Source organism: Curtobacterium pusillum (genome assembly GCF_013359865.1).
Taxonomy (GTDB): Bacteria; Actinomycetota; Actinomycetes; order Actinomycetales; family Microbacteriaceae; genus Curtobacterium; species Curtobacterium pusillum.
The window spans coordinates 1-21344 of sequence record NZ_JABMCE010000064.1; the positions used below are offsets into that span (position 1 = coordinate 1).

At 71.8% G+C, this 21344-nt stretch carries 17 protein-coding genes; 6 read left to right on the top strand and 11 right to left on the bottom strand.

The window, feature by feature from the left end:
* From HP507_RS06320 to aroA, 5 genes are all read right to left on the bottom strand, one after another.
* Positions 1–2347, bottom strand: a 2347-nt coding sequence (locus HP507_RS06320) for an ATP-binding protein (RefSeq protein ID WP_175350976.1), incomplete at its 3' end; no start/stop codon positions are given.
* Positions 2348–2983: 636 nt separating this feature from the next.
* Positions 2984–3766: an inositol monophosphatase family protein gene (locus tag HP507_RS06325; RefSeq protein ID WP_175350977.1), complete on the bottom strand. Its 783-nt coding sequence runs from the start codon at positions 3764–3766 to the stop codon at positions 2984–2986.
* An 18-nt stretch (positions 3767–3784) separates the two neighbouring features.
* Positions 3785–4981 carry a hypothetical protein gene (locus HP507_RS06330; protein ID WP_175350978.1) on the bottom strand — a complete coding sequence of 399 codons (1197 nt, stop codon included), beginning with the start codon at positions 4979–4981 and terminating at the stop codon, positions 3785–3787.
* Between the two features lie 51 nt (positions 4982–5032).
* Positions 5033–6079, bottom strand: coding sequence for a ribosome small subunit-dependent GTPase A (rsgA, locus tag HP507_RS06335; RefSeq protein ID WP_175350979.1), 1047 nt, complete (start codon positions 6077–6079; stop codon positions 5033–5035).
* Entirely contained in the window at positions 6076–7470 is a 1395-nt protein-coding gene (gene aroA / locus HP507_RS06340) for a 3-phosphoshikimate 1-carboxyvinyltransferase (RefSeq protein WP_175350980.1), read from the bottom strand. The genes rsgA and aroA overlap by 4 nt, the downstream gene beginning before the upstream one ends.
* A 126-nt stretch (positions 7471–7596) precedes the next feature.
* Here aroA and HP507_RS06345 point away from each other — a divergent pair, with 126 nt between their 5' ends.
* The 3 genes from HP507_RS06345 to HP507_RS06355 are packed head-to-tail and all read left to right on the top strand — an operon-like array spanning position 7597 to position 9091.
* Entirely contained in the window at positions 7597–8361 is a 765-nt protein-coding gene (locus tag HP507_RS06345; protein ID WP_175350981.1) for a sigma-70 family RNA polymerase sigma factor, read from the top strand.
* Positions 8358–8600, top strand: coding sequence for a zf-HC2 domain-containing protein (locus tag HP507_RS06350; RefSeq protein WP_175350982.1), 243 nt, complete (start codon positions 8358–8360; stop codon positions 8598–8600). The genes HP507_RS06345 and HP507_RS06350 overlap by 4 nt, the downstream gene beginning before the upstream one ends.
* 50 nt (positions 8601–8650) lie before the next feature.
* Positions 8651–9091: a GNAT family N-acetyltransferase gene (locus HP507_RS06355; protein ID WP_175350983.1), complete on the top strand. Its 441-nt coding sequence runs from the start codon at positions 8651–8653 to the stop codon at positions 9089–9091.
* A 92-nt stretch (positions 9092–9183) separates the two neighbouring features.
* On the opposite strand, the gene HP507_RS06360 is transcribed toward HP507_RS06355, so the two are convergent.
* A complete protein-coding gene (locus HP507_RS06360; RefSeq protein ID WP_175350984.1) occupies positions 9184–12933 on the bottom strand; it encodes a multifunctional oxoglutarate decarboxylase/oxoglutarate dehydrogenase thiamine pyrophosphate-binding subunit/dihydrolipoyllysine-residue succinyltransferase subunit in 3750 nt (1249 codons plus the stop codon).
* 212 nt (positions 12934–13145) lie between these two features.
* On the opposite strand from HP507_RS06360, the gene guaB1 reads away from it, so the two are divergent.
* On the top strand, positions 13146–14585 hold the full coding sequence (gene guaB1, locus HP507_RS06365) for a GMP reductase (RefSeq protein WP_175350985.1): 1440 nt from the start codon (positions 13146–13148) through the stop codon (positions 14583–14585).
* Positions 14586–14770: 185 nt separating this feature from the next.
* A complete protein-coding gene (locus HP507_RS06370) occupies positions 14771–15160 on the top strand; it encodes a tautomerase family protein (RefSeq protein WP_175350986.1) in 390 nt (129 codons plus the stop codon).
* A 23-nt stretch (positions 15161–15183) separates the two neighbouring features.
* Here HP507_RS06370 and HP507_RS06375 read toward each other — a convergent pair whose 3' ends face one another.
* The 4 genes from HP507_RS06375 to HP507_RS06390 all read right to left on the bottom strand — a co-directional run bounded on the left by HP507_RS06375 (position 15184) and on the right by HP507_RS06390 (position 19462).
* A complete protein-coding gene (locus HP507_RS06375) occupies positions 15184–16221 on the bottom strand; it encodes a hemolysin family protein (RefSeq protein WP_175350987.1) in 1038 nt (345 codons plus the stop codon).
* Positions 16218–17585 carry a hemolysin family protein gene (locus HP507_RS06380; RefSeq protein ID WP_175350988.1) on the bottom strand — a complete coding sequence of 456 codons (1368 nt, stop codon included), beginning with the start codon at positions 17583–17585 and terminating at the stop codon, positions 16218–16220. The genes HP507_RS06375 and HP507_RS06380 overlap by 4 nt, the downstream gene beginning before the upstream one ends.
* A 146-nt stretch (positions 17586–17731) precedes the next feature.
* Complete coding sequence (locus tag HP507_RS06385; RefSeq protein WP_175350989.1) at positions 17732–18814, bottom strand: NADH:flavin oxidoreductase/NADH oxidase; 1083 nt, start codon at positions 18812–18814, stop codon at positions 17732–17734.
* 9 nt (positions 18815–18823) lie between these two features.
* Entirely contained in the window at positions 18824–19462 is a 639-nt protein-coding gene (locus HP507_RS06390; protein ID WP_175350990.1) for an HAD family hydrolase, read from the bottom strand.
* A 24-nt stretch (positions 19463–19486) separates the two neighbouring features.
* Between HP507_RS06390 and HP507_RS06395 the strand changes: the two genes are divergently transcribed.
* Positions 19487–20347 carry an ADP-dependent NAD(P)H-hydrate dehydratase gene (locus tag HP507_RS06395; protein ID WP_175350991.1) on the top strand — a complete coding sequence of 287 codons (861 nt, stop codon included), beginning with the start codon at positions 19487–19489 and terminating at the stop codon, positions 20345–20347.
* 160 nt (positions 20348–20507) lie between these two features.
* Here HP507_RS06395 and HP507_RS06400 read toward each other — a convergent pair whose 3' ends face one another.
* Positions 20508–21218, bottom strand: coding sequence for a YceI family protein (locus HP507_RS06400; protein WP_175350992.1), 711 nt, complete (start codon positions 21216–21218; stop codon positions 20508–20510).
* Positions 21219–21344 lie beyond the last annotated feature (126 nt).

Genomic DNA, 21344 nt, shown 5'->3' on the forward strand with positions numbered 1-21344 from the left:
CACCGAGACGCGGCCGCTCCGTCGGGCTCCCGACGGCGGCGAGCGCCGCGAAGGTGCGGGCTCGCTCGAACTGCGAGTCGTGCGGCTGGAACAGCTCCAGCGCGCGGCGACGCGCGGTCTCCCGGGTGGTGTCGTCGGCGACGAGCGCCAGGCTCCGTGCCAGGACGAGCGCGCCCCAGCGGGACGGCCGGGCGTGGTGGTCGGCCGCGAGCCGGGCAGCGACCGCACGGGCGTCGTCGATCCGGCTGAGGCGCGTGTACGCCTCCACCAGGTCGCCGAGGTGCCGGAGCACTGCGGGGTTCCGCAGGGACCGGCCGATGGCGTCGGCGGCCTCGAGCGACGCCGCGGCCTCGTGGAGCCGCCCGTCGAGCAGCAGCACCCGGCCGCGCAGGGCGTGCAGTTTGGCGGTCGCACCCCACAGTCGACTCGTGGAGCGCTGCGCCAGGCACCGGTCGATGACCTCGAGGGCCTCGGGGGAGCGCCCCTCGGCGAAGTGCCGCCACGCGATCGCGATCGCACGGGACGGCTCACGGAGCCGCTCGATGACCGACGAACCGGCCTCCCACACGTCGATCGCGCGGAGCGCCTGCCGGAAGTTCCCGGAGCGCACCTCGTTCTCGGCGGACAGGTAGCGGGCAGCCTCGGTCCACACCGGCATGGCCTCCTGCCCTCGTGCGAGGACGAGGGCGAACACGCGACGTGCACTGCGGTACCGTTCGGCGATGCTCAGCGCGTGGGCGAGGAGCAGCAGGGCGGGGTCGGACATGCCGAGGAGCGTGGCGGTGGACAGCCCGTCGTGCAGTTCCATGTCGGCCGGGAGGGTCCCGTCGAGGGCGGCGATGAGTTCGCGCGCCGTCGTCGAGATCTCCACGGTGTGCGGGGACGCCGACCGGCGGAGCGGTTCGGCCCGGGCGAGGAGGTCCTTCGCCTGGTCGAGTTCCCACGCCTCGGCGCGGAAGCACGCGACCATCGCGAGCAGCCCGCCGACGGCATCGGCCTCGGCGGCGTCCTCCGGGTCGACCGGCACGAGGAGCTCGTCCGCGTGCACGGCGTCGCCGCTGAGGTACTGCACCGAGTACTCCAGGCGGAGCCGGCGCACCTCGTCGGCGATCACCCGGAACGGCCGGATGGCGGCGAGGTACCGCGCCGCGAAGCCGAGCAGCCGGTTCGCGAGCAGGGCCTCGGCGACACCGAGGAGTGCCACGTGCTCGTCCTCGGCGCCGCTGCCGATGTGGAGGGCACGCTCGGTCAGCACGACCGCGGCCTGGGCGTTGCCGTCCTCCACGTAGGACCTCGCGGCACCGAGCAGCGCCACGACGTCAGGGACGTCGTCGACGAAGCTGCGGTGCCAGGCGGCCGCACGCTGGTCGGTCCGGGCGCTCGCCGCGGCCAGCTCCGTGTGGGCTGCCCGGCGGTCGCGCGCCGGCATCCGCCAGTACAGCGCGGAGCGGACGAGGGGGTCGCGGACGGTGACGGTCTGGCCCTTGACGGACGTCAGTCCGGCGTCGGCGAGGTCGTCGAGTTCGTCGCGGTCCCAACCGGCGGTCTTCGCCACGGGGACGAGTGCCAGTCGTGCGAGGACGTCCAGATCGCGTCCCGCAGCGGAGCCGAGCGCCAGGGCCGCGATGGCCTCGGTGGTCGGGGTCGGCCGGAGCGGCAGGACGAGCGGCTCGGAGCCGTTCAGCTGCTCGCGGCTGAGCACGGCGAGCTGCTCCCGCAGTGCGCCGGGGTTCCCACCGGTCTCCTCGGCGAGGACCGCGAGGACGCCGTCGTTCGCCTCCTCCGGTGCCATCGCACGGGCGAGCACGAGTGCCTCGTCCGCCGGCAGCGGTTCGATCCGGAGGGTCGGCAGGGCCGCGAGCGGTCCGTCCGACGGCACGGAGCGCACTGTCGCGACGACGCGCAGTGCGGTTCCGGCGAGCCTCGACGCGAGGAACGCGATGAGCTCCTGGCTCTCGACGTCCATGCGGTCGAGGTCGTCGATCAGCACGAGCGTCGGCGGCAGGGTGAGGGCGTGCACGGCATCGAGGAAGTCGTGCGCCGCCGCCAGCCCCGGCGTCTGCCGGTCCGCGGGCGCACTCCCCTGGAGGAGGTGCGCGATGTGGGCCGTCGCACGGGGGTCGTCCAGCGCGGTGAAGAGCGACGTCACGCCGGCCAGTGGCCAGCGGGACTCGCTCCCGTTCACACCGACGCGGACGACGGGGAGGGAGACGCGGTTGGACACCGCGTCGAGGACGCTGCTGCGTCCGGAACCAGGGTCGCCGACGACGACCATCGCGGACTCACGAGGGAGTACAGCGAGGGTCGCGATCCGGTCGACCTCGAGACGGCGACCGGTGAGTCCCATGACTCACCGGCCTCCGGGCCCGGAAGCGGATGCGGCGGAGGAGGACCGGACGGCGGCACGGCGCGTGACCGTGTGCAGAGCCGGACGTGAGGCGGCCGAGGAAGAGCGCGCGCCGGAGCAGTCGGATTCGGAATGCGGTTGACGAGTGAGGGTGCACTCGGTTCCGCTCGGGAACGATGAGGTCATCGTCTGTATCACCCCTCGGGTTAGGGTCTTCGGACGAAGCACGACCGGCCCGGCATCTGTTCGGATCTAGGGAATCCGAGACGTCACCTGACCTGCCGCCTGAAAGCAAGATAACTCAGGTTCTCGGCGGGATAGCCGGTCACCGCAATCCGATGTCACGCCCTGCTGCCCCCAGTCCGGGGGGCCACGTGCCGCGCTCGGGGGTGGTTGCCGGGGCATCGCGGTACGGAACCGGGGTACACCGGGGCCCCGACACGAGCGGGGCACGGCGGTGGAGCACCGATGGTGATGTCCAGCGCTGACCCGACGACCGACGCCCGCCTCGACGGGCGCACGCGCTGGAGGGCGTTCGCCGTGTGCGTCGCGGTCGCCGCGCTGACCATCCTCGACCTGTCCAAGGTGAACGTGGCGGCCGGGGGAGTGCGGCGCGACCGGCGGAGGGGGCGGAGGTCAGCGACGGATGACGTCCACGACGGCGTCGTGCACGAGGCCGTTCGTCGCGAGCGCGCTGCCGTGCCACGGGCCCGGGTCGCCGTCGAGCGACGTGAACCGGCCCCCGGCCTCCTCGACGATGGGCACGAGGGCGGCGATGTCCCACGGCTTGAGGTCCGGTTCGCCGGCGACGTCGAGGACCCCCTCGGCCACCATCATGTAGGACCACATGTCCCCGTACGCGCGCGTGCGCCAGACCCGGCGGGACAGGTCGACGAGCGACTCCAGACGGTCGTCGTCGTCCCACTGCTGGATGCTGTTGTAGCTCAGGCTGGCGTCGGCGAGGGTGTCCACGCCGGACACCCGGAGGGGCCCGTCGAGTGAGTGCGCCCCGAGGCCATCCGCCGCCCACCAGCGCTTCCCGAGGGCCGGTGCGCTCACCACGCCGAGGACCGGGCGACCGTCCACGGCCAGCGCGATGAGCGTCGCCCAGACCGGCACGCCGCGGAGGTAGTTCGCAGTGCCGTCGATCGGGTCGATCACCCACTGTCGATGGCCCTCGCTGACCGCCTCGGCGCCGGTGTCGGCCGTGGTCTCCTCGCCGAGGAACGCGTCGTCGGGGCGCTCGGACGCGAGTCGCTCGCGCAGGGCCCGCTCGACCGCCTGGTCGGCGTCGGTCACGTGCGTGCTGTCGGCCTTCTTCGACACGTGCAGGTCGGCGGCGCGGAAGCGCTCGAGGCTGATCGCGTCGGCGGTGTCGGCGAGGGAGCGGGCGAAGTCCAGGTCGGCACTGAGGTCCACGGTCGTCAGCGTACCGTCCTAGGCGGCCACGACCTCTTCCTCCTCGAGACGGGTGACCTCGCGCTCGCGGGCGATGCGGGTCTTCCGGGCGACGAGGCCGTGCACGACGACGCAGAGGAGCACCGCGGCCGCCAGCCAGAGCGCCAGCACGAGGGACGCGCGTCCGAGCGACGCGCCGGGGAAGTACTGCAGGTCCTGTGCCGCCTGCAGCCACGCGGCGCCGCTCCAGAACGTGTTGAGGCCCGCGAAGACGGCCGGCTGGAACGCGGGCTGGAAGATGCCGCCCGAGGACGTGAAGTTGAGCATCACGAACAGCATCGTGAGGATCGGGGTCGTCCAACGGCCGAGCAGCGGGTGCAGACCGACGCCGAGCGCGACGATGATCGCGTCGTACATCCACGCGAACAGGAAGATCTCCCACCGGTGCGTCGTGATGATGCCGTACAGCGGGCCGGCGACGGTGATCCCGATGCCCGCGACGACCCCGGCGGTGGCGAGACCGATCACGGCGGTCCACATCGTCCGGAGTCGGGCGGCGAACGCGGCGACGGCGATCGCGGACGCGTAGCCGCCGACGCTCAGGGCGACGAGCAGGAAGAACAGGCCCTGCCCGGTGGTGTCCTCGTCGCCGGAGGGGACCACGTCCTGCACGGTGAAGGGCAGGTGCTGCTGGTAGGCGATCGGCATGAAGATCTTCTGCGCGGCGCTCGCGGTCGTCTCGGACGCGGCGGTGGAGACGTAGAGCGTCGCGCCGGTGGTGCCCGGGGCGTACACGGCGGCGAGGTCGCGGTCGCGGACCTGCCGCTCGGCCTCGGCGGTGGAGGCGACGACGTGCGCCACGAGGGCGCCGTCGGACTCGTCGGTGACGGTCTGGGCGAACACCTGGGTGGCGGCGCCCTGGCCGACGATGCCGACGGGGAGGTCGTGCGGTGTCGGGGCGTGGAAGGCACCGAGGTAGGCCAGGCCCATGCCGGCCGCGAGGAACAGCGGCACGAGGATGTGCGACCCGAAGCCCAGCAGGATGTTCCCGAGGCCCTGCGGTCGCAGGAGGGACGGACCGTTCGGCTGCCGGGGCGCCCGCGTGGACCGCGGTGCGGCGTGCGAGTGCGGGGCGGCCGGCGTGGTGGGCACGTGCGACGTCGTCGTCGTCAAGGGGGAGGACGGAGCGTCGACGGCGGGGGTCGGCGCAAAGTTGTACTTTGCAACTTCAGACACGGAGGGTAACTGTACAACCTCGGTGCACACCTGTCGACCCCGGAGCGAGGGCTACTCGGTGCCGGGGTCGGACGCGCCCATGCCGGTCAGGAGCGCCCGGAACGAGTCGAGCCGCTCGACCCCGGTCGGCCCGAGCTCGCCGTCGTGGACCCGGTCGACGATCTCCCAGTCGTGCGCCTGGTCGAGGGGGATCCCGTCGGCGGGCTCCCGCACCGGCACCGCGTGCGCCGCGAACGCCCGGAAGACGTTCGCCGGGTCGACGTGCCCGAGGCCGAACGAGCGGACGCCGGGCGTGTCGATGATCCAGCCGCCGTCCCGCACCTGCAGCGCGATCGACGACGACGAGGTGTGGCGCCCACGGCCGGTCACCGCGTTCACGACACCGGTCGCCCGCGACGACCCCGTCAACGCGTTCACGAGGGTCGACTTGCCCACACCCGAGTGCCCCACGGTCACGGTGACCCTGTCGTCGAGCACCTCGTGCAGGGCGTCGAACGGCACGTCGTCCGCGCGGCTCGTCACGATGCGCAGGTCCAGGCAGGCGAAGTGCGCCAGGAACGGTGCCGGGTCGGCGAGGTCCGTCTTGGTGATGCAGAGGACCGGGTCGAGCCCCGCATCGAACGCCGCCACGAGGTAGCGGTCGATCAACCTGGTCCGCGGTGAAGGATCGGCGGCGGCCACGACGATGAGCATCTGGTCGGCGTTCGCCACGATCACACGCTCGACGTCGTCGGTGTCGTCGGCACTGCGGCGCAGCAGGGTGGTCCGCTCGTCCACCTTCACGATGCGCGCGAGCGACCCCGGATCACCGGAGACGTCACCGGCGAGCGAGACGTGGTCGCCGGTGACGACGGACTTCCGGCCGAGCTCCCGTGCCTTCGTCGCGGTGACGACCTGATCGCCGACGAGCACGCCGAATCGGCCCCGGTCCACGTTCGTCACCCAGCCGGTGGGCGCGTCCTCGTACGTCGGCCGGACCTTCGTGCGCGGCCGGTTCCCCTTCGGGTTGGGACGGACCCGCACGCTCGACTCGTCGTACTGCCCGTACGGCTCGTCCTCGTCGGTGTCGTCACCGTCGGCGTCGTCCCACCAGCTCATCGCGTCACGCCTGACGAGCCGCCGTGCGTGTCGGCGGAGCCGACCAGGTCCGCCCAGAGCTCCGGGAACTGCGGCAGCGTCTTCGCGGTCGAGCCGATGTCGTCGACGGCCACGCCGTCGACGACGAGGCCGACGATCGCGCCCGCCGTCGCCATCCGGTGGTCGTCGTACGCGCCCCAGTGGCCGCCGTGGAGGGCGACCGGCTCGATGCGCAAGCCCTCCTCGAGTTCCCGCACCGCGCCTCCAGACCGGTTCACGTCCTCGGCCAGGGCGGCGAGACGGTCCGTCTCGTGCCCGCGCAGGTGGCCGATCCCGGTGATCTCCGTCGGGCCGCCGGCCAGCGCGGCGAGCGCGACCAGCGACGGGGCGAGCTCGCCGCCGCGGCTCAGGTCGAGGTCGAGACCCGGCAGGGAGGCGCCACCCCGGACACCGACGCCGCCGTCGAAGACGAGGTCGTCGCCGTCCCGCGTCACCGTCGCGCCCCACAGCGGGAGGAGCGTCTCGAGGTCGGCACCCACCTGGGTCGTCTCCGTCGGCCACGTCCGGATGCGGACGGTGCCGCCCGCGACGAGCGCGGCGACCGCGAACGGCGCGGCGTTCGACAGGTCCGGCTCGATGGTGACGTCCCGCGCCGCGATCGGGCCCGGGTGCACGACCCACTCGCCGATGGCCGGCTCGTCGACGCGCACCCCGCGGGCACGGAGCGCGGCGACGGTCATGTCGATGTGCGGCAGGCTCGGCAGGCGCTCGCCGACGTGCGTGAGGTGCAACCCCTCGTCGAAGCGCGGGGCGGACAGCAGCAGGCCGGAGACGAACTGCGACGAGGCGGAGGCGTCGATGGACAGGGCGCCGCCGCGGACCGATCCGGTGCCGGTGAAGGAGAAGGGCATCGCACCGTCACCGTCGTCGGTGACGTCCACGCCGAGGTCGACGAGCGCCCGGATGATCGCGTGCATCGGGCGCTTCCGGGCGTAGGGGTCGCCGTCGACCGTCACCGGACCGACCGCGAGCGCTGCGAGCGGGGGCAGGAAGCGCATCACCGTGCCGGCGAGACCGCAGTCGAGGCGGACGTCGCCGTGCATCGGGGCCGGCCTGATCCGGAGGTCCGGGCCGTAGGGGTTCGGCGCCTCGCCGGGGCCCGGGGCGACCTCGTCGACGCCGACGCCGAGCTGCCGGAGGCCGGCGACCATGAGCGCCGAGTCACGGGAGTGCAGCGGCAGTCGGATCGTGGACGGGCCGTCCGCGAGGGCGGCGAGCACGAGCTCCCGGTTCGTCAGCGACTTCGAGCCGGGCAGCGACACGTCCCCGCGCAGCGGGCCGCGCGCGAGCGGGGCGATCCAGGGCTCGGTGCGGGACCGTGTCCCGCTCTGGGAATGCGTCGTGTCTGCCATCGGTTCACAAGGGTACTGAACGCACCGGGAGGATCAGTGGCGACAGCGACACTCGCACGACCGCGGACGGCTCTGCCTGCCGCGCCCACGACGCTCGGGGGCGGCCTCGGCCTAGACTCGACGGCGATGACGACCGACGAACCGCACGCCGCACCGCAGGACCTGGTCGAGGAGACCGAGGCGCAGCTCGACGCCGTCTCGGAAGAAGAGGACGCCCTCGACGTCGTCGACGCGAAGACCGTGTCGGAGGCCGAGCTCCGCTCCCTCTTCGAGGACCAGGCACTGCCCTTCATGGACCAGCTGTACGGCGCCGCGATGCGGATGACGCGCAACCCCGCCGACGCCTCCGACCTCGTGCAGGAGACGTTCGTCAAGGCGTTCGCCGCGTTCCGCCAGTTCCGGCAGGGAACGAACCTCAAGGCGTGGCTGTACCGCATCCTCACGAACACGTTCATCAACACGTACCGCAAGAACCAGCGGAACCCGTACCAGGGCACCATCGACGAACTCGAGGACTGGCAGCTCGGCGGCGCGGAGAGCGTCACGCAGTCGATCTCGGCGCGCTCCGCCGAGGCCGACGCCATCGACCACCTGCCGTCCTCCGCCGTGAAGGACGCGCTGCAGGCCATCCCGGAGGACTTCCGGATGGCCGTCTACTTCGCGGATGTCGAGGGGTTCTCCTACCAGGAGATCGCCGACATCATGAAGACCCCCGTGGGGACGGTCATGAGCCGTCTCCACCGTGGTCGCCGGCTCCTCCGAGGGCTCCTGGCGGACCACGCACGTGAGACCGGCATCGTCCCGGACGCAGCGTCGACGGCGACGATGCGCGGGCGGGGCCGGAAGGTTGCCGCGACGTCGGGTCGCGTCGAAGGGAAGGAAGCACGATGAGCGGCTGCGACTGCTCGAAGGCGAAGGCCGAGCTCGAGGAGTTCCTGCACGGGGAGCTCTGCCGCGAGGACGCGGCGGACATCCGTGAGCACATGGACGGCTGCGAGGACTGCACGACCGAGCACCGCGTCGGCGTCGTCCTCATCGAGACCGTCCGTCGCGCGTGCAAGGAGACGGCTCCCGAGGAGCTGCGCACCGAGATCCTCGCCCGCATCCGCTTGGAGCAGGCGACCCACTAGCGCGGTCCGGCTCGTCGTCACACGGCAGGGTCGGTCGGTAGTCTCACGGCATGACCCTCTCCGTCGAGTCGATCACCACCTGGTCCGACGCCGACGTCTCCGACGTCACCACCCTCGTCCGCCTGCTCGGCCACGTGGTCGACGAGGACGCGATGCGGGCCCGCCTCGAACGGCTCACGCCCGAAGCGGGTCACCGCACGTGGGTGGTCCGTGGCGACGACGGTTACGCGGTGGCGATCGCGGGCGCGCAGGTCACGTGGGCGTACGCGAGCGACGAGCCGACGGCGCAGCTGCTCCTGCTGGTGGTCGACCCGTCGGCCAGGAGGCACGGCACCGGTTCGGCGCTCATCGGCACGTTCGAGACGTGGGCCGTCGAGCAGGGCGCGCGTCGCCTGAGCGCCGTCAGCGCGGCCGCGACGGACAGTGCGCACCGGTTCTACCAGAAGCGCGGCTACCACGAGGCCGGCGTGCGCTACACGAAGATCGCGTAGCGGCGGGCTCGGCCAGCAAAACACCGGTGTTCGTCGGTGGAACACCCGCATGACGCGGCGGGTCCGACGAACACCGGTGTTTTGCGGGGGGTCTAGCCGAGGGCCTTCGTGATGACCTCGGTGGCCTCCTGGGCGGAGCGCTTCGACGAGCCCGTGGCCGGTGCAGCACTCGCGGCGCGGGCGGCGACGGACAGCGGTCGGCCGTCGAGGTGCGGCGAGAGGTTCATGCACACGAACGGCCAGGCGCCCTGGTTCTCCGGTTCCTCCTGCGCCCACACGACATCGGCGTTCGGGTACCCGCCGAGGACCGTCAGGATCTGCTCGAGGGGGAGCGGAGCGAGCTGCTCGAGCCGCACGAGGGCGACGTCGGACGCACCGCGCTTGTCGACCTCGGCGCGGAGGTCGTGGTGCACCTTGCCCGAGTGCAGGACGACCCGGCGCACCGCCGACCTGTCCGTCACGCGGTCGTCGTCCAGGACCTCTCGGAAGCTCCCGCTCGTGAACGCGTCGACGGGGCTGGTCGCCTGGCGGAGCCGCAGCATGGCCTTCGGCGAGAACACGATCAACGGCTTCTGCGGGCGCTCCCACGCCTGGCGGCGCAGGAGGTGGAAGTACGACGCCGGGGTCGACGGTCGTGCCACGACCATGTTGTCCTCGGCGCAGAGCTGCAGGTACCGCTCGATCCGCGCGGAGGAGTGGTCCGGGCCCTGGCCCTCGTAGCCGTGGGGGAGCAGGAGCACGAGGCCAGAGCGCTGTCCCCACTTCTGCTCGGCGGACGAGATGAACTCGTCGATGACCGTCTGCGCGCCGTTCGCGAAGTCGCCGAACTGCGCCTCCCACAGGACGAGGGCCTCGGGACGCTCGACCGAGTAGCCGTACTCGAACGCCATCGCCGCGTACTCGCTGAGCAGCGAGTCGTAGATGTAGAAGCGCGCCTGGTCCTCGGTGAGGTTCGACAGCGGCAGCCACTCCTGACCGTTCGCCCGGTCGTGGAACACCGCCTGCCGCTGCACGAACGTGCCACGGCGGGCGTCCTGACCGGCGAGACGGACCGGCTTGCCCTCGACGAGGATCGACCCGATCGCCATGAGTTCGGCCATCGCCCAGTCGATCCCGCCGTTGCGCGTCATGTCCGTGCGCTTCGACAGGAGCTGCTGAAGCTTCGGGTGGACCTGGAAGCCCGCGGGCGGGTTGCTGTGCGCGTCGCCGATGGCCCGGACGAGCTCCTCGGAGACCGCGGTGTCGTGCACCTCGTTCTCGGAGTCGTCGCGCTGCGCGGCCGGGCGCTCGAGACCCTGCACGGCACCGTCGTCGTCGACGGTGATGACGGGGATGGTGCCGGTCTGCGCCTCGTGCGTCTCGGCGAACGCGCGCTCCAGGCGGTCCTGGAAGTCGCGGTGCGCCTCGTCGTACTCCTCCTGCGTGATGTCGCCGCGGCCGACGAGGGCCTCGGTGTACAGGGTGCGGACGGAGCGCTTCGCCTCGATGAGGTTGTACATCATCGGCTGGGTCATCGACGGGTCGTCGCCCTCGTTGTGCCCGCGTCGGCGGTAGCAGATGAGGTCGATGACGACGTCGCGGTGGAACTCCTCGCGGTAGGCGAAGGCGAGTTCCGCGACCCGCGCCACGGCCTCGGGGTCGTCGCCGTTCACGTGGAAGATCGGCGCCTGGATCGTCTTCGCGACGTCCGTCGAGTACACCGAGGTGCGCGCCGACTCGGGCGGCGTGGTGAACCCGACCTGGTTGTTGATGACGAGGTGGACCGTGCCGCCGGTGCGGTAGCCGCGGAGCTGCGACATCTGCAGCGTCTCGACCACGACGCCCTGACCGGCCATCGCCGCGTCGCCGTGGACGAGCACCGGCAGGACGCCGAACGTGCCGGGGGCCTCTCGGTCCTGCTTCGCACGGACGATGCCCTCGAGCACGCCGTCGACGGCCTCGAGGTGGGACGGGTTCGCGGCGATCGTCACGGGGATACGGGTGCCGTCCGAGGCGCGGAACACGCCCTCGGTGCCGACGTGGTACTTCACGTCGCCGGACCCCTGCCCGGAGACCGCGCCCGGGAGCGACGAGCCCTCGAACTCGCGGAAGATCTGGCCGTAGGTCTTGCCTGCGATGTTCGTCAGGACGTTGAGGCGACCGCGGTGCGCCATGCCGATCGCGACCTCGTCGAGGCCGGCGGTGGCGGCGTGCTGGATGAGGGTGTCGAGGAAGGCGATGGTCGACTCGCCGCCCTCGAGCGAGAAGCGCTTCTGGCCGACGTACTTCGTCTGCAGGAAGGTCTCGAACGCCTCGGCCTCGTTGAGCTTGCCGAGGACACGGAGCTGCTCCTCCTTCGACGGCTTCGAGTAGGGGACCTCGATGTGGGCCTGCACCCAGCGGCGCTGCTCCGGGTCCTGGATGTGCATGTACTCGATGCCGACGGTACGGCAGTACGCGTCACGGAGGATGCCGAGGATGTCGCGCAACGGAGCCGTCGTGGTACCGGCGAGGCCGCCGGTCACGAACTCGCGGTCGAGGTCCCAGAAGGTCAGCCCGTGGCTCTCGATCTCGAGGTCCGGGTGGGTGCGCTGCCGGTACTCGAGCGGGTCGATGTCCGCCATCAGGTGCCCGCGGACCCGGAAGCTGTTGATGAGCTCCTGCACGCGCGCGGTCTTGTTGACCCGGTGCGCCAGGTCGACGTTGATGTCGTTCGCCCACTGGATCGGCTTGTAGGGGATCCGGAGCGCCGAGAAGATGCCCTCGTAGAAGCCGTGCTCGCCGATGAGCCGCTCGTGGACCTTCTTCAGGTACTCGCCGGAGCCGGCGCCCTGGATGACACGGTGGTCGTACGTGCTGGTCAGCGTGATCGTCTTGCCGATGCCGAGCTCGACGAGGGTCTTCGACGCCGAGCCCTGGAACTGCGCCGGGTACTCGAGGGCGCCGGCACCGATGATCGCGCCCTGGCCCTTCGTCAGGCGCGGGACCGAGTGCACGGTGCCGATGCCGCCCGGGTTCGTCAGGGAGATCGTCGTGCCCTGGAAGTCCGTCGGAGTGAGCTTGTTGTCACGAGCGCGCTTGACGAGGTCCTCGTAGGCGGAGAGGAACTGACCGAACGTGAGGGTCTCCGCGCGCTTGATGCTCGGGACGAGCAGGGATCGTGAGCCGTCCTTCTTCGGGACGTCGATCGCGATGCCGAGGTTCACGTGCGCGGGCTCGACCACGAAGGGCTTCCCGTCGCGCTCCTCGTAGAAGACGTTCTGACTCGGGAACTCCTTGAGTGCCTGGACCATCGCCCAGCCGATCAGGTGCGTGAACGAGATCTTGCCGCCGCGGGCCCGGCGCAGGTGGTTGTTGATCACGATGCGGTTGTCGATCATCAGCTTCGCCGGGATCGTCCGCACGCTCGTCGCGGTGGGGACGGTCAGCGAGGCGTCCATGTTCGACGCCAGCGTCTTCGCCATCCCGCGGAGCGGGGTCGCCACGTCCTCGTGGGTCTCCTCGTGGTCGTCGGCCTCGTCGTTGGCCTCGGCCGGGATCGGCTGCGGCGTCGGCTGGCGGGACGTGGTCTTCGCCTGGATCGGCCCGGACTTCGCCTCGCCGGGGGCGTCACCGGTCGCGGGCTGCTGGGGCGAGGACTGCTGCTGGTTCGACGACGTGGACGGCGCCACGGGTGCGGAACGGGGGGCGGGAGCCGGAGCGTCACCGCCCTGGGTGCGGTGGTAGCCCTCGAGGACCGGCCACCAGGACTTGTCGACCGACTCCTTGTCCGCGACGAACTGCTCGTAGAGCTCGTCGACGAGCCACTCGTTCGCCCCGAATTCGCCCGCGGTCTCGTCCGTTCCGGTCAGATGGCTCGACACAGCCGATCGCCCACTCTCCGTCGATAGATGCTCGTGTGTGTCGTGCGCAGCAACCCTGCTCCGCACAGGTGCCAAGCCTAGCCGCTCCGAGGTGACCGTTCGGTGCGAGCACGAGGCGGGTCGCGCCTCCCGGAACGGCCTCGCGCGTGTCGCGTCGGAGGCGCACCGGAGGGCACGGACCGGCCGCCCTGCGGAGCCGTACAGTGGGGCCCATGAGGTTCTACGAGACGCGGCCGACACACGACCTGACCTACTCCGACGTCTTCCTCGTCCCCAGCCGTTCGGCGGTGACGAGCCGCTTCGACGTGGACCTCCGGTCGAACGACGGCACCGGCGCCACCATCCCGATCGTCAGCGCCAACATGAACTCGGTCACCGGCCCGCGGCTGGCCGCCACGCTCGCCCGCCGGGGCGGCCTCGGCGTCCTGCCGCAGGACATGCACCTGCAGGACCTCGACGCTGCCATCCGCTGGGTGAAGGACCAGCCGGTCGACTTCGACACTGCGTACGACATGGGCGCCGACACCACGGTCGCCGAGGCCCTCGAGCACCTCGTGCCCGTCGCCGGCCGCGGGGTCGTCGTGCGGGACGCCGCGGGGGAGTACCTCGGTTGCGTCCCCGCCGCACGGCTCGGCACCGCGGGACCCGACGCCACGCTCGGGGACCTGCTGCACGGCGCCTCCACCGCCATCGACGCCGAGGACGCCGGGACGCCCCGGCACGTGTACGACGTGCTGAGCGGTGCCGAGGTCGACTTCGCGCCGGTGATGCGACACGGCAAGGTCGTCGGCACCGTCAGCCAGACCAGTGCCATCCGCTCCGACATCTACACGCCCGCCGTCGACGCCTCCGGCCGGCTCCGGGTCGCTGCCGCGATCGGCATCAACGGCGACGTCGCCGCGAAGGCGCAGGCGCTCGCCGCCGCCGGGGTGGACGTCCTCGTGCTCGACACCGCGCACGGTCACCAGGAGGGCATGCTCCACGCGCTCCGCACGGTCGCCGCCCTGGGGCTCGACATCCCGCTCGTCGCCGGCAACGTCGTCACCGCCGACGCCGTCGCCCACCTGGTCCACGCGGGCGCGAGCATCATCAAGGTCGGTGTCGGCCCCGGGGCGATGTGCACCACGCGCATGATGACCGCCGTCGGTCGTCCGCAGTTCTCGGCGGTGCTCGAGACCGCCGCCGCCGCGCGCTCGCTCGGCGCCCACGTCTGGGCCGACGGTGGCGTCCGCTACCCGCGCGACGTGGCACTCGCCCTCGCCGCCGGCGCCTCCGCCGTGATGATCGGCTCGTGGTTCGCCGGCACGCTCGAGGCGCCCGGGGTCCTCCGCCGCGACGCCGCGGGCAGGGCGTACAAGGAGAGCTGGGGCATGGCGTCCGCGAAGGCCGTGCGGGAGCGCTTCGAGCGGCTCGATCCCTACGCGCGGGCCCGCAAGGCGCTCTTCGCCGAGGGCATCTCGTCGTCGACGATCTACCTCGACCCGGAGCGCCCCTCGGTCGAGGACCTGCTCGACATGATCACCACCGGGGTGCGGAGCTCGGCGACCTACGCCGGTGCCTCGTCGCTCGTCGAGTTCTCCGAGCGGGCGCTCGTCGGCATCCAGTCGGCCGCCGGCTACGAGGAGGGCAAGCCGCTGCCCGTCAGCTGGTAGCGGCCACGGACGGACGGGAGGCGCGGTGCCAGCTCGCACCGCGCCTCCCGTCCGTCGCGCGCCGCGAAAGCGACGGAATGCTGCGGAACCGCGGCAGCAGTCTGTCGCTTCCTCGGGACGGACGGCGGCACTTCGCTGCGCGGTGTCGCTCTCGCGGCATCGAGAGGGTCCGGTACCGTCGCGTCATGGCGCAGGTGGTCGTGTACGCGGATCGGACGTTCCTCGACGGACGACGGGAGGGGATCTCCGATGCGGTGCACGGCGCCGTCATGGCTGCGCTCGACTACCCGGCGGAGAAGCGGTTCCACCGGTTCGTCCCCCTCGCCCCCGAGGACTTCGTCCACCCCGCGGACCGTGGTCCGGAGTACACGATCGTCGAGATCTCGATGTTCGAAGGACGCAGCGACGAGGCGAAGCGGGCGCTCATCCGGGGACTCTTCGAACGGCTCGACACCCAGGTCGGCATCGCGCCGCACAGCGTCGAGATCTGCATCACCGAGACGCCCAAGGTCAACTGGGGCATCCGCGGCGCGAACGCCGCCGACCTCGAGCTCGGGTACCGCGTCGACGTCTGACGAGCGCGGTGCCCGAGCGCGGGTCAGCGGCGGCGGGTCGCGTCCTCGACCTCGCCGACGAGTTCCTCGAGGATGTCCTCGAGGAACAGGACGCCCAGCGTCCGCCCCTCGGCGTCGAACGCCCGGGCCACGTGCCGACCTGCGGCGCGCATCGTCGCGAGCGCGTCCTCGAGGTCCATCTCGGTGTACAGCGAGATGAGCTGCCGGATGCGCTTCGGCGGCACCGGGTCGTCGTACTCGTCCGGGCGCAGGTCGATGACGTCCTTCACGTGCACGTAGCCCGTGGGGTCGCCGTCGTCGCCGACGAGGACGTACCGCGAGAACCCGCGCTGCGCCACGGCCCGCTCGACGTCCCCGGGGGTGGCGTCGTCGGGCAGGGTGACGAGCTCGGCCATCGGCACGGCGACGTGCTTCACCTTCTTCTCGGTGAACTCGAACGCCATGGCGAGCTTGCCGTCGTCGGTGAGGGTGCCCTCGCGGCGGGATTGCTCGACGATGGTCTGCACCTCTTCGACGGTGAACGCGCTCACCGCCTCGTTCTTCGGCTCGACCCGGAACACCCGCAGCACGGCGTTCGCCGCTTCGTTGAGGCCGACGATTACCCAGTGCAGCCCGTGCCCGATGTACCAGAGCGTCGGCACGAGGAGCAGTGCGGCGCGGTCCGGCATCGAGAACGAGATGTTCTTCGGGACCATCTCGCCGAACACCACGTGCAGGAACGACACGAGCAGCAGCGTGAACACGAACGCCACGGTGCCGATGACCTCGACGCTCCACCCGGTCAGGTGCAGCGGCACCTCGAGCAGGTGGTGGATCGCCGGCTCGGACACGTTGAGGATGAGCAGCGAGCACACCGTGATGCCGAGCTGCGTGGTCGCGAGCATGCGGGTGGCGTGCTCCATCGCCCACAGCGTCATCTGGGCGGCGCGGGAGCCCTCCTCGGCGCGTGGCTCGATCTGGGAGCGGCGCGCGGAGATGACGGCGAACTCGGCCGCGACGAAGAAGGCGTTGCCGAGCAGCAGCACGACGAGCCAGAAGATGCCCCACCAATCGGAGCTCATCGGGTTCCCCCCTTCGTGCCGGTGGTCTTCGTCGCCGGGATGATGATGCCGGTGGCCGGGGTCTCCGGGGGAGTCGGCGTCCAGCGGACCCGGTCGATGCGCCGACCGTCGAGCCGTTCGACCCGGAACACGCCGTCCTCGAGGGCGACCTCGTCCCCCACGACGGGCAGCCGTCCGAGCGTCGACATGATGAACCCGCCGACGGTCTCGTACGGGCCGTCCTCCGGCACCTTCACGCCGGCGCGGTCCTCGAGCTCGTCCGGACGGAGGAGCCCCGGGAACGTCAGCCAGTTGCGGGAGCGCACGACGTCGATGCGTGCGCGGTCGTGCTCGTCGGACACCTCGCCGACGAGCTCCTCGACGAGGTCCTCGAGCGTCACGACACCCGCCGTCCCGCCGTACTCGTCGACGACGATGACCATCTGGTAGCCGCGGCCCCGCACCTCGGCGAGCAGGCTGTCGCCGGGCATCGTCTCGGGCACGCGTTCGGCGTCGGTCATGAGCGCGCCGACGGGCACCTCCGGGCGCTTCTCGCGCGGCACGGCGACGGCCTGCTTGACGTGCACGATCCCGACGACGTCGTCCGCGTCCTCCTCGATGACGGGGAAGCGGCTGAACCCGGTGCGGCGCGCGAGGTCGATGACGTCGGCGGCGGACTCGGACACCCGGATGGTGGAGACGCGGGGGCGCGGGGTCATCACGTCGCTCGCGCTCAGCTCGGAGAACGAGATCGTCCGCTCGAGGAGCGTCGCGGTGTCCTGCTCGAGGGACCCCTCGGACGCGGACCGGCGGAGCAGCGAGGTCAGCTCCTCGGCGCTGCGGGCCCCGGAGAGCTCTTCCTGCGGCTCGATCCCCATCGACCGGAGCACGGCGTTCGCGGTGCCGTTCAGGACGGCGACGGCGGGCTTGAACACGGTCGTGAACGCCACCTGGAGCGGAACCACCAACCGAGCGGTCTGCAGCGGCAGCGCGAGCGCGAAGTTCTTCGGCACGAGCTCGCCGAGGATCATCGACAACAGGGTGGCGATGACGAGCGCCACGATCGAGCCGACGGTCTCGACGATCGCGTCGGGGAGCCGCATCGCGAGGAACGGCGCCTCGAGCAGCGTCGCGATCGACGGCTCGAGCAGGTAGCCGGTGAGCAGCGTCGTCAGGGTGATGCCGAGCTGCGCACTGGACAGGTGCGTCGAGGTGACCTTCAGCGCACCGATCACGGGTGCGAGGCCGGTCTCGCCGCGGTCGCGCCGGGCCTCGACGTCGGCGCGGTCCAGGTTGACGAGCGCGAACTCGGATGCGACGAAGACGCCGGTGCCGAGTGTCAGCAGGATGCCGCCGATCAGCATGACGATGTCGATCGGACTCATGATTCACCTCCCGGGACGTGCGGGGAGGGGCTGCTCACCGAGTGAGCGCCGGATGAGTGGGAGGGCGAAGAACTATTCGGGGGATCGTCCACAGTGAGAGACATCGTACTGCCTGTCGGAGCGCGAAGCCGAGAGAACGTACAGGCCTACGCCGTGACGCGCGCCCGGTGGTACTGCTGCGGCTCGTAGTCGACCGTCACGCCGAGCTCGACGGCGGCGCGCAGCGGGAAGCCGGGGTCACGGAGGAACTCGCGGCCGACCATCACGACGTCGGCCTGCCCGGTCGCGACGATCTGCTCGGCCTGGAACGCCTCGGAGATCATGCCCACCGCGATGGTCCCGATGCCGGCGTCGCGCTTGATCGCGTCGGCGAAGGGCACCTGGTAGCCCGGGCCGACGGGGATCGGGGCGGAGGCCACGTTGCCGCCCGTCGAGACGTCGGCGAGGTCGGCACCGTGCTCGGCGGCCCAGCGGGCGACCTGCGTGGTCTCGTCGAGGGTGAGGCCGCCGTCGACCCAGTCGGTCGCGGAGAACCGGACGACGACGGGGAAGCCCTCGCCGACCTCGGCGCGCACGGCGTCGAGCACCTCGAGGAGCGCACGGGCCCGGTTCTCGAGCGAACCGCCGTACGAGTCGGTGCGGTGGTTGCTGAGCGGCGACAGGAACTGGTGCAGCAGGTACCCGTGCGCGGCGTGGATCTCGACGAGGTCGAACCCGGCCTCGACCGATCGACGTGCGGCGGCGGCGAACGCGAGGGCCACGACGCGGATGTCCTCGGTGGCGAGCTCACGCGGCTCGGCGTAGCCGTCGAAGGCCTGGGCGGACGGGGCGACCGTCGTCCAGCCGCCCTGCTCGACGGGGACCGTGCCCTGCGACGACTCCCATGGGCGGAACGTCGACGCCTTGCGTCCGGCGTGGGCGAGTTGCACACCCGCGGCTGCGCCCTGCGAGTGGATGAAGTCGACGATCGGACGGAACGCGTCGCGCTGGTCGTCGTTCCAGATGCCGAGGTCCTGGGGGCTGATCCGACCCTCCGGCGCGACCGCCGTCGCCTCGGCCACGACCGCTCCGGCGCCGCCCTTGGCGAACCCGCCGAGGTGGACGAGGTGCCACGGCGTGGGAACGCCGTCCTGCGCCTCGACCGAGTACTGGCACATCGGGGAGACCCAGATGCGGTTGCGGACGGTCAGGTCGCGGATGGTGATCGGTTCGAACAGGGCGTGCGTCACGCGGGCTCCTCAGGGGACGGGCGCCGGAGCCGGCTGTTCGGCGAGCTCCGCGAGGAACGACCGCAGCGACCCCGGCGACGTGTAGTGGTGGCCGACCGCCCCGATCGCTTCCGCGCCGGCGGCGTTCTCGGCCCTGTTGTCGACGAACACCATCTGACCCGCGTCGATTCCCAGACGGGCGCACGTGTCGCGGTAGATCGACGGGTCGGGCTTGAGGACGTGCTCCTCGGCGCTCACCACGACCGTCTCGAACAGGGAACCCATCGGTGAGTGACGGTAGGCATCGCCGAAGTCGAAGCCGGCGTTCGAGAGCAGGGCCAGCCTGGTGCCCGCGTCGTGCAGCTCCTCGACGATGGCGAGGGCCTCCGGCTCGACCTCGAACCAGCCGGTGAAGTCGATCGCCCAGAAGCGGTGGATGTCGGTGATGCTCCACGTCCGCCCGGTCCGTGCGCCGATCGCCCGCCAGTACCCCACCACGGAGAGGTCGCCGCGGTCGAGGTCGTGCCGGAGCTCCTGGTAGACGGGGAAGAGTTCTTCGGCCGGCACGCCCGTCGCGGCCACCAGGAGGTCACGGGAAGCGTGCGGCGTCCGGCTGATCACCTCGCCGTAGTCGAAGACCACCACACGACCGGGCAGGAACAGACTCATGCGGTCCACCGTAACGTGGCGCTCGTGAACGACTTCGTCCCCTTCGCCCCGACCGACGCCGCCGCCTGGACCACCGCCCCGCACGGGGAGTCCACGAAGTACCGACGCGGGGTGCTGGGCGTCGCGACCGGCTCCGACCAGTACCCGGGCGCTGCCGTGATGGGCGTCGACGCGGCGGTGCACACGGGTGTCGGCATGGTCCGCTACGTCGGGCCGTCGCGGGCCTCCGACCACGTGCTCACGCGTCGGCCCGAGGTGGTCTCCGGCGTCGGGCGGGTGCAGGCGTGGCTCGTCGGCTCGGGCATCTCGGCCGGTTCGGTGGGCGGACTCGACCCGACGACCGCCGCGGCGTTCGCGCACGCCTCCGACGACGGGGTGCCGGTGGTCGTCGACGCCGGGGCGATCCCGCTCGTCGATCTCGGCCCGCTCGCGGTGCTGACACCGCACGCCGGTGAGCTCGCCTCCGTGCTGGACGTCCCGCGGGAGTCGATCGAGCAGGACCCGGGCGCCGCGGCGCTCCGTGCGGCGTCGCAGACCGGGAGCGTCGTGCTCCTCAAGGGCTCGGACACGCACATCGCGACTCCCGACGGGACGGTGCGGTTGGTGGCCTCCTCCGCCACACCGTGGCTCGCCGCCGCCGGCGCGGGCGACGTCCTCGGCGGGGTGCTGGGGGCGCTCGTGGCCACCCGGCAGGGCGCTGCGGAGGCGTCCGGGTCGTCGCTCGGGCCCGACGACCTGGCGCACCTGGCGGCGACGGCCGCGGTCGTGCACGGGATCGCGGCGCGGCGGGCCTCCGGCGGCGGCCCGTTCACGATGACGGCGCTGATCGAGCAGCTTCCCGGGGTCGTGCGCGACCTCGTCGTCGACGGCGACGCGCGCGGGTAGTCGCTCGGTGCGTGTGTACGTTCCGACGACGCACCGGTCGATCGACGCGCGTGATGTCGCAGGACGCGACCGTCGGACGGACGGGAGGCGCGGTGCGGGCCGGCACCGCGCCTCCAGGCCGTCAGCGGTTGCGTCGACGGCGCGACGCGCGTCGCGGACGTCAGCTCGCGGGCGTCGCGTGCACCAGGAACTCGACGGCACCGGAGTCGTCGACCTTCACGAAGCCGAGGCTCGGGGCCTGCACGTCGTAGTCCGAGAAGGTGATCGGGATCGAGCCCGAGATGTCGACGCCGTCGCCGTTCAGCCCGACCTCGAGGGTCGCGGTCACCGCCCTGGTGACGCCGTGCAGCCTCAGGTTGCCCGTCGCCTCGACCTTCGTGGTGCCGGAACCGCTCGGCACCGCGCCCGTGATCGGCTCCGTGAGCTCGAACGTCGCCGTCGGGAACGCCGACGTGTCCATCGCGGAGTCGCGGAAGTACGAGTCGCGCTGGTCCGAGTCGGTGGCGATGTCGGCGACCTGCACGGTGACGGTCGCCCTCGTGATGGAGGTCCCGTCGACCGTGGCGCTGCCGGTGACGCTGTCGGTTCGGCCGGTGACGGTGACGTCCGAGCCGTTGAGGACCTCGTGCACGCGGTACCCGGCCTCGGAGTCGCCGCCGATCGTCCACTCGCCGGTCAGGTCCGAGGCGTCGAGCGTGTAGGGGGCACGGCTCGCGGCGACGGACGGCGCGGCCGAGGCCTTCGCGTTCTCGCCGCTCGTGTAGAGGTGCGTGCCGACGGCGGCGGCGACGACGCCCAGGACGACGACGGCCGCGACGACGGCGATCCAGATGACGGCCTTGCGGCGGGAGCGCGGGGGATCGGAGGTCACGACCAGAACGGTGACACGTCGTGCTCGGGGAAGTCTGTGTCCGCGCCGGGGCGGACGGCAGCCGCTCCGGCCGCGCTGCGGGCGCGCTGCGGGCGCGCTCCCGCCGCGCTGCGGGCGCGCTCCCGC

Coding starts and splice junctions, on each gene's coding strand:
- HP507_RS06375 (WP_175350987.1), bottom strand. CDS start 16,221: ATGAGCTCCGATTGGTGGGGCATCTTCTGGCTCGTCGTGCTGCTGCTC.
- HP507_RS06370 (WP_175350986.1), top strand. CDS start 14,771: ATGGCGCAGGTGGTCGTGTACGCGGATCGGACGTTCCTCGACGGACGA.
- HP507_RS06350 (WP_175350982.1), top strand. CDS start 8,358: ATGAGCGGCTGCGACTGCTCGAAGGCGAAGGCCGAGCTCGAGGAGTTC.
- HP507_RS06390 (WP_175350990.1), bottom strand. CDS start 19,462: ATGAGTCTGTTCCTGCCCGGTCGTGTGGTGGTCTTCGACTACGGCGAG.
- aroA (WP_175350980.1), bottom strand. CDS start 7,470: ATGGCAGACACGACGCATTCCCAGAGCGGGACACGGTCCCGCACCGAG.
- rsgA (WP_175350979.1), bottom strand. CDS start 6,079: ATGAGCTGGTGGGACGACGCCGACGGTGACGACACCGACGAGGACGAG.
- HP507_RS06380 (WP_175350988.1), bottom strand. CDS start 17,585: ATGAGTCCGATCGACATCGTCATGCTGATCGGCGGCATCCTGCTGACA.
- HP507_RS06355 (WP_175350983.1), top strand. CDS start 8,651: ATGACCCTCTCCGTCGAGTCGATCACCACCTGGTCCGACGCCGACGTC.
- guaB1 (WP_175350985.1), top strand. CDS start 13,146: ATGAGGTTCTACGAGACGCGGCCGACACACGACCTGACCTACTCCGAC.
- HP507_RS06345 (WP_175350981.1), top strand. CDS start 7,597: ATGACGACCGACGAACCGCACGCCGCACCGCAGGACCTGGTCGAGGAG.